Raw genomic sequence first — 2,913 nt, 5'->3', positions numbered from 1 at the left:
GGCTCGGACAGATAGGTGATGTGGGCGGCCATCCGGGCGACGGCCAGGCCCTTTTCGGGTCGCGACTTGCCCTCGGCATAGGCGCCGGCCTTCCAGTCGGGATCGGCCATGATCGCCTGGCGGCCCACCTCGTGGAAGGCGATGTTCTGGGCCGAGTGGCGCGAGGCCGAGGCGACGATCACCGCGCTGAACAGCTTGTCGGGATAGTCGGCCGCCCATTGCTGGACCTGCATGCCGCCCATCGAGCCGCCGATCACGGCCAGCAGAGTCTCCACGCCGAGGGCCTCGACCAGCATGGCTTGGGCCCGAACCATGTCGGGGATGGTGATCACCGGGAAGCTGAGGCCATAGGCCTTGCCGGTCACCGGGTTGGTCGAGGCGGGACCGGTCGAGCCGCCGCAGCCGCCGATCACGTTGGAGCAGATGACGAAATGCCGGGCCGGATCGACCGGTTTGCCGGGGCCGACCAGGCGGGTCCACCAGCCGGGCTTGCCGTTGACCGGGTGTGTGCCGGCGACATGCTGGTCCAGGCTCAGGGCATGGCAGATCAAGACGGCGTTCGTGCCGTCTGCGTTCAGCGTGCCCCAGGTGCGGTACGCGATTTCCAGGTTTTCCAGCTGGGCGCCGGAGTCGAGCCGCAAGGGTTGCTGGGGCGGGAACCGCCAGGTTCCGCCTTCCGACAGCACAGCCCCGGCGAAATCGAGATTTGCCATGCCCGCCTTGGACCGCTTGGCGCCTTCTGTGTCAACCGCGCGCTTCCGGAGCGCCTCGGTGAAGGCTATGGAGGATCATGGACCGACTGATCCTCATGCGCCACGGCAAGGCCGAGCAGCACGCCGCTTCGGGCGGCGATTTCGAGCGCGCCCTGGCGCCGCGCGGCCAGAACGACGCTGCCCTGATGGGCAAGGTGCTGGCCGAGGCGGGCTTGTCGCCGGATCTAGCCCTGGTCTCGTCGGCCCGCCGCACCCGCGAGACCTGGGCCGCGGCCGCCCCGGCCTTTCCCGAGGCCCGCGCAGAGACCCGCCGGGATCTCTACCACGCCGAGGCCCAGGACGTTCTGGCGGCGATTCGCGACGAGGCGCCCGACAGCGGAACCGTCATGGTGGTGGGCCACAATCCCGGCCTGCACGAACTGGCCCTTCGCCTGGCCCTGGGCGGTCCGGCCGACCCGGCCAAGCTGGCCCAGCTGCACGGCAAGTTTCCCACCGCGACCGTCGCGGTGTTTTCGATCGACGCCGATGGAGCCCCGACCTTGAGCCAGCTGTTCTATGCATCGGAAAACGGCGGGCACGGCGGCGAATGAGCAAGATCTACAAGATCCTTCCCAAGGCCGAGTGGGACGCCGCCCGCGCCGCGGGAACCTTCGCCGGCTCGGCGGTCGACCTGGCCGACGGCTTCATCCACTTCTCGGGTCACGACACCGCCCAGCGGACCGCCGAGCTGTACTTCAAGGGCCAGGCCGACCTGATGCTGCTCACCGTCGAGGCCGACGACCTGGGCGAGGCGCTGAAATGGGAGGCCTCGCGCGACGGGGCGCTGTTCCCGCATCTGTTCCGCGACCTCAAGGCGGACGAGGTGCTGGCCGAGCGAGCGGTCGAGCTGGACGCCGACGGCGTGCCGGTGCTGGGCGAGCTGGCCGCATGAGCCTTCATGACATTGCCTCGCGCGCCCTGCACGCGCTGGATCCCGAGGACGCCCACGGCTGGGCGATCAAGGGCCTGAAGATGGGCCTGGGTCCGCGCCAGTCCGACGTCGACGACCCGATCCTGGCCTGCACCATCGCGCATTTGCCGCTGTCCAACTGCGTGGGCCTGGCCGCCGGCTTCGACAAGAACGCCGAGGTTCCCGCCGCCATGTCCCAGGCCGGTTTCGGCTTCGTGGAGTGCGGCACGGTCACGCCCTTGGCCCAGGCCGGCAACCCGCGTCCGCGCCTGTTCCGGCTGACCCAGGACCAGGCGGTGATCAACCGCATGGGCTTCAATAACGAGGGGCTGGAGCCGTTCGCCGCGCGCCTGTCGGCCCTGAAGACCAAGCGGGCTCCCAAGAGCCATGGGGGCGTCGTCGGCGCCAATATTGGCGCCAACAAGGACGCCACCGACCGCATCGCCGACTACGTGACCGGCCTGACGCGGCTGTGGGGCCTGTCGGACTATTTCACCGTCAACATCTCCTCGCCCAACACGCCTGGCCTGCGCGCGCTGCAGACCAAGGCGGCGCTGGAGGAGCTGCTGGGCCGCATCGCCGAGGCGCGCGGCCTGCTGAAGGCGGCGGGCACCGTCGACTATCCGATCTTTCTGAAGGTCGCGCCCGATCTGGAGGACGGCGAGGTCGAGGCCATCGTCGACACGGTCACGGCCAACGGCCTGAACGGCGTCATCGTCAGCAACACCACCATCGCCCGGCCCGCCGACCTGGCCTCGCCCGAGAAGGGCGAGAGCGGCGGCCTGTCCGGCAAGCCCCTGCTGACCGCCTCCACCGCCATGCTGGCCCGCTTCCACGCGGCCAACCACAGCCATTTGGCGCTGATCGGCGCGGGCGGGATCGCCAGCGGGGCGGACGCCCTGGCCAAGATCCGCGCCGGAGCCTGCGCCGTGCAGCTCTATTCGGCTCTGGTCTATGGCGGGCCGGGCCTGGTGCAGCGGATCAAGATCGAGCTGGCCGCCCGACTGCGCGCAGAGGGTTTCGCCTCGGTGACCGACGCGGTCGGCGCCGGATGACGCCCGACACCGCCCTGGCCTGGCTGCGTCGCTTCGGGCCGCTGGGCGCGTTGCTGATCCTGCTGGTCATCGCCTTGGCCAGCGGCCTGGCCGGCAAGCTCAATCTGGAGACGCTGCAGGCCCAGGGCCAGGCGCTGCAGGCCTATGCCGCGGCCAATCCGCTGAAGGCGGCGGTGATCTACGTCCTGATCTACGT

At 69.9% G+C, this 2,913-nt stretch carries 4 protein-coding genes and 1 pseudogene; 4 read left to right on the top strand and 1 reads right to left on the bottom strand.

Going from position 1 to position 2,913, the window contains the following annotated elements; translation table 11 throughout:
- A partial coding sequence (gene metX, locus AC1DZ6_RS22695) for a homoserine O-acetyltransferase MetX (RefSeq protein ID WP_477099375.1) occupies positions 1 to 713 on the bottom strand: 713 nt, incomplete at its 3' end.
- A 77-nt stretch (positions 714 to 790) separates the two neighbouring features.
- On the opposite strand from metX, the gene AC1DZ6_RS22690 reads away from it, so the two are divergent.
- The 4 genes and pseudogenes from AC1DZ6_RS22690 to AC1DZ6_RS22675 all read left to right on the top strand — a co-directional run.
- Complete coding sequence (locus AC1DZ6_RS22690; protein WP_477099374.1) at positions 791 to 1,303, top strand: SixA phosphatase family protein; 513 nt, start codon at positions 791 to 793, stop codon at positions 1,301 to 1,303.
- The gene (locus AC1DZ6_RS22685; protein WP_477099373.1) at positions 1,300 to 1,644 is read left to right on the top strand and encodes a DUF952 domain-containing protein; all 345 of its coding nucleotides are present in this window, start codon (positions 1,300 to 1,302) and stop codon (positions 1,642 to 1,644) included. Before AC1DZ6_RS22690 ends, AC1DZ6_RS22685 begins: the two co-directional genes overlap by 4 nt.
- Complete coding sequence (locus tag AC1DZ6_RS22680) at positions 1,641 to 2,717, top strand: quinone-dependent dihydroorotate dehydrogenase (RefSeq protein WP_477099372.1); 1,077 nt, start codon at positions 1,641 to 1,643, stop codon at positions 2,715 to 2,717. The genes AC1DZ6_RS22685 and AC1DZ6_RS22680 overlap by 4 nt, the downstream gene beginning before the upstream one ends.
- Positions 2,714 to 2,913: pseudogene (locus tag AC1DZ6_RS22675) on the top strand (TVP38/TMEM64 family protein); the annotation flags it as partial. The gene AC1DZ6_RS22680 and the pseudogene AC1DZ6_RS22675, both read left to right, overlap by 4 nt.

The sequence above is a fragment of the Caulobacter sp. P1_B12_2 genome (genome assembly GCF_056406675.1).
The sequence above is the reverse complement of the archived record's forward strand: the minus strand, read 5'-3'. Positions and strand labels throughout refer to the sequence as shown.